Source organism: Pseudomonas sp. O39, from assembly GCF_045447295.1.
GTDB lineage: Bacteria > Pseudomonadota > Gammaproteobacteria > Pseudomonadales > Pseudomonadaceae > Aquipseudomonas > Aquipseudomonas antarctica_A.
Genome location: NZ_JBJGXV010000046.1, coordinates 1 through 4,660, shown reverse-complemented (window position 1 = coordinate 4,660; position 4,660 = coordinate 1). Strand labels below are relative to the sequence as shown.

Below are 4,660 nucleotides of genomic sequence, written 5' to 3'. Positions count from 1 at the left end.
CTAACGGCTGCCATTAGCTTATCTATCTATCGTCGCAAATTTTGCCGAATCACTATTTAGTACTTTATCTCAAAAAACTTCTCATCCAAGTGAGAATATTAATTTTAAGTCATTCCTGATTTTCAATACATCAATTGAGTCGCCACTGAAATTACCGCATGTTTAAAAATCATAAAGTGTTGGCGCCTTAGAACTGCACACTTCAAACATGGCAGTAAAACAAGGCAAATCTTATGGCGAAGGATGTTAATGGACTAGTTAACATTTTCCGACTCTGGATATACAATTTATAACTGCATTAATGATGCTATGGGATACGCAGCGCGCAAATCCAACAGTCCTCACTTTCGGCGGTCATCCAGCATTCGAAGCACGTGGACATGATTGGCCATTTAAACATCTCTATGCGTACCTATCTCTCGAGAATATTGCGTGCTGAACTGAACGAGCAGACATATACGGCTTTGACTGCCAGCGGCAGTATCGAATACTCCGAGGGCTTATGTATTGCGCAGCATTAAGCAATCGCCGAGCCAGGTCAAAAGACGATCAAGACAGGCGTCAACGGTCAGTGTACCCGTATCGAGCTCCAACGAGGCCTGCAACGGTGGCTCATACGGAGCCGAGACACCGGTAAACGCGGCCAATTCACCTCGTCGCGCCCGACCGTAATGCCCTTTCGGATCACGCTGCTCGCACACCGCCAGTGAAGCGTTGCACCAGACCTCGCGATAGTCCTCGCCCAAACGTTGGGCAAAGACTTCGCGCAGTTCGGCCAATGGCGCAATCATTGCCAGAATCACGAGCTGACCATTTTCCACCAGCAGAGCGGCGAGTTCGCTGGCGCGGCGAATGTTTTCCTGGCGATCCGCGTCACTGAATCCCAAATCCCGACTGAGCCCGATACGCAAGCTATCGCCATCAAGCACCACCGTTTGCCAACCACACCCGAACAACGTGGCGTGCAGCGCTTGAGCCAGCGTTGATTTGCCCGCCGCCGGCAAACCGGTCAGCAAAATGGCCGCACCGCGATGGCCATTGCGGACCTCGCGTTGTATACGGCTGATGCTGGCGCTCGGCGCCAGCACGTCATTGCACCGAGGCATTCGCCACCACTGGCAACGAAATATCCCCCGCCGCCCACGCCGACTCACGCTTGGCCAGTGCGTTCGCGATCGCCTGCACGTCCGTGGACTGCACTTGATCCGGCAGCGGGTCGAGCCCGGCACTGGCGAAAATCTGGCCGTAGGCATTGCGCAGATCGGCGTAAGAAAGATCACGACGCAGGTCGGCTTGCAGGTTGTTCAGCTCACCCTGAATCAACTCCAGTTCACCAATGCCTGCGGCCTGATGACGATTGCGCAACTGGCCAACGATTTGCCCGTCAATGTCGGACAACTGCTGGCTGGTCTTGAACTGGCGTAACGCCTCTTGATAGTTGGCGTTGGCCACATAAAGCTGCGCCAGCACTGCAATCGACATCGCCTCACGCCGTGCAGCGGCGACTTCTTCGCCTGCCTTGGCGACGTTGATCGCCGCCGGAGCGGAGATCACGTTGAACAGGTTCCAGGTGATTTTCACGCCGTAGTCGGCCCAGCCTTGCTCCACGAGGAACGAGTTGCTGTCGTAATGCCCGCCGGCCGAAAACTCCAGGCCTGGCAGCAAACGCAGCATGGCTTTGCGGGTTTCGGCGGCGCTGATGCGCGTCTGGTAATCCTGCTCGCGCAGTTCCGGACGGCTGGTCAAAGCCTCCTGTTCGAGCTTTGCCAGATCGACCTTGAGTTCGGGAACCTGATAACCATCATCAGTGGCCAACGTGAGATTTGTACCCAGCGGCAGATTGATCAGGGTGGCCAGTTCGGTTTTCGCCAGTGACAGCGCGCGGCGCTGCTCCTCCAATTGACGCGTGGCTTCGATGAGTGAGCGCTGATAACCCAAGGCCTGAACCGGTTCGCCGATACGTTGTTCGCTCATGCTCTGGCTGTTTTTTCGGGCAGTGTCGACCCGTACCATCAAGCTGTCGATCTGCTTGAGCAAACGTTCGGCGGCCATCGCTCGCCAGTACGCCGAGCGCACATCCTGGACGATGGTGTTGATCACCTTGCGCCGACGTTCCTGCACGATCAGGCGCTGGTCACCCTGTTGTTTGGCGCTGATATAGCTGACGCCGAAGTCGAGGACGTTCCAGACCATGGTCAGATCCGCCACTTCGCGGTCGCGATCCTGCGAGGTCGACGGTTCCAGCGACTGGGTGCCGGTGCGCACGCTCTGGCTACTGGAAGCACTGACGTTGTTACGCCCCACATACCCGGCATCCAGCGCCATGCGCGGCAGCATGTCGAAGCTGGCCAGGTCGAGCTGCCGCTTGGCCAGCGCTTCCTCCATGATCTTCAAGCGGCCTTCAAGGTTGTACTTCACTGCGCGGGCCATGGCCTGATGCAGCGTCAGGGGGCCGCGCAGCGGCTCCTGATCCTTGTACATGTTTTGCAGGTCGGTTCTGGCCCGCTGTTCACTGACGCTGCGCTCAATCGGTTCGCTGGTGACTGCGCACCCGCTGATCGCTAGCGCCAGCAGGCTGGCGCCGAACAACTTTTGACTCTTATTCATCCCTGGATCGCCCCTAGGTCCCGCTCAGTGTTAATGAGTTGTGTGTTATCAGGCCGACATTTCGCTGATGCCGGCCTGTTGCAAAGCGGACGCCAAGTTGTCGACCCGGTGCTGCTCGCTGTCTTTGAGTTGCTGCAATTGCTCAACCAGGGACGGGGCGCCAAACACGCCGCGCAGCCCTTGGGAAACATCGCCGGCCTTGATCGAATGGCTGCCGAAGGCATTCAGCGAATCACGCGCGGCGTCGCTGTTCTGATTGAACAGACTGGAGAGCGTACTGGTGCCGAACACCCCACCATCGCCGCCGCCAAAGCCAAGAAAACCATGCCCGGCGCCGTCACCCATGCTGTCACTGCTGGTGAACACCTGAGCAAGGAAACTCGGGCTCAGGGCACCTTGGTTCATGAATATGTCGCCCAAGGGACGGATGCCGTTGCCAATCAATCGTTGTTCGAACAACGGCGGAAAGGTCAGCGGTGGGCCGAGGTCGCCCGTCGGAGCGATGAACACGATCGGTTGTAGTATTGTGTGAGGCGCAGCGGGGAACGACACCGGATCACTGCTGCGGAACTGCGGATTCGGCGTAACCACGAAGGTCGGCGTAGCGGCCGTGTTCACCACGTAATTGTCGGACTGGCTCACGCCGCTGCCACTATTGCCCGCCAGGTCACTGACGCCGCCCCGGTTGACGGTGATTGCGTTACTGGCGCTGCTGACATTGGCGCTTGGTGTCAGGGTCGCGGTCCAGGTCGTGCCGCCGTCACTGCTGCTCAGGTTGGACAAGGTGCCATTGGCGGCACTGATGTCAGAGAGATCAAAACCGCTGACCACCTCATTGAAGGTGATCGTCACCTGCGAGGTCTGGCCAACACCCAAGTTCGGATTGGCGACCACCACGGTTGCGGACGGCCGTTCACTGTCCAGGGCATAGTTGTTCGACACCGCCACGGTGCTTCCGACGTTGCCCGCCAGATCCGTGACGTTGCTCGTGTCGAGCGCGATGAAATTGCTCGGATCGGTCACATTGACGTTTGGTTTCAACGTGGCGGTCCATGTAATGCCGCCATCGTTGCTGATCAGGTTGGATAAGCTGCCATTCGCGACAGTAATGTCAGAAAGGTCAAAGCCGCTGACCGCCTCATTGAAGGTGATTGTTACCTGCGAAGTCCCGCCAATACCCAGGTTCGGATTGGCAACTACCAAGGTTGCGGTCGGCCGTTCACTGTCCTGGGCGAAGTTATTCGACACTGCCACTGTACTGCCAGCATTGCCCGCCAGATCGGTGACGTTGCTCGTGTCGAGCGAGATGAAATTGCTCGGAGCGCTCACATTGCCGGTTGGTGTGAACGTAGCGATCCAGATGATGCCGCCATCGCTACTGCTAAGGTTTGACAGCGTTCCGTTGGCGACGCTGATGTCCGAGAGGTCAAAGCCGCTCACCGCTTCACTGAAGGTGATCGTCACGGTGGTGGTTTCGCCGATGCCTAGGCGATTGTCAGCCACCACGATCGTGGCGGTGGGCAGTGCGGTGTCGATCGCGAAATTATTCGATTCCGTGGTGCCCACGCCGCTGTTGCCCGATGCATTGACCACACCGCTGTTGTCGAGGGTGATGACGTTGGTCGTGTCAGTGATATTGCCGGTAGGTGTGAACGTCGCCGTCCAGGTAATGCCGCCGTCAATGCTAATGACGTTGCTCAGGGCGCCATTGACGATGGTCAGGTCAGCGTTACTGAAGTCTGCGACAGCCTCGCTGAAGGTAATGGTCACCGTCGAGGTTTCCCCGGCCTTGAGCGCGGTGTCTGCGACAACAATGGTTGCGGTCGGCACTTCGGTATGCACTGCGTAATTGCCCGAGTTGGTGGAGCCAGTGCCAGCATTACCGGCCAGATCGCTGATGCCGGTGTTGTTCAGGCCTATAACGTTGCTCGTATCGTTGACCCTGAGCGTGGGCGTGTACGTCGCCGTCCAGGTGATGCCGCCATCGCTGCTGCTCACGGCGGTCAACGTGCCATTGGGAATGTTCAGATCGGCGTTGGTGAAGCCTGTCACC

General features: G+C 57.7%; 3 protein-coding genes. All 3 read right to left on the bottom strand.

The genetic code is table 11. The annotated features are described in order from the left end of the window. Window positions 1–500: 500 nt before the first annotated feature. Window positions 501–1,106: an adenylyl-sulfate kinase gene (gene cysC / locus ACI77D_RS29100; protein WP_406980472.1), complete on the bottom strand. Its 606-nt coding sequence runs from the start codon at window positions 1,104–1,106 to the stop codon at window positions 501–503. Then, window positions 1,090–2,607: a TolC family protein gene (locus tag ACI77D_RS29095; RefSeq protein WP_406980471.1), complete on the bottom strand. Its 1,518-nt coding sequence runs from the start codon at window positions 2,605–2,607 to the stop codon at window positions 1,090–1,092. The genes cysC and ACI77D_RS29095 overlap by 17 nt, the downstream gene beginning before the upstream one ends. Before the next feature lie 48 nt (window positions 2,608–2,655). Further along, the coding region (locus tag ACI77D_RS29090) for an Ig-like domain-containing protein (RefSeq protein ID WP_407018070.1) at window positions 2,656–4,660 on the bottom strand (2,005 nt) is incomplete at its 5' end.

What these genes read in the sequence shown, in the direction of transcription:
- cysC (WP_406980472.1), bottom strand. Translation starts at nt 1,106, where the DNA reads ATGCCTCGGTGCAATGACGTGCTGGCGCCGAGCGCCAGCATCAGCCGT.
- ACI77D_RS29095 (WP_406980471.1), bottom strand. Translation starts at nt 2,607, where the DNA reads ATGAATAAGAGTCAAAAGTTGTTCGGCGCCAGCCTGCTGGCGCTAGCG.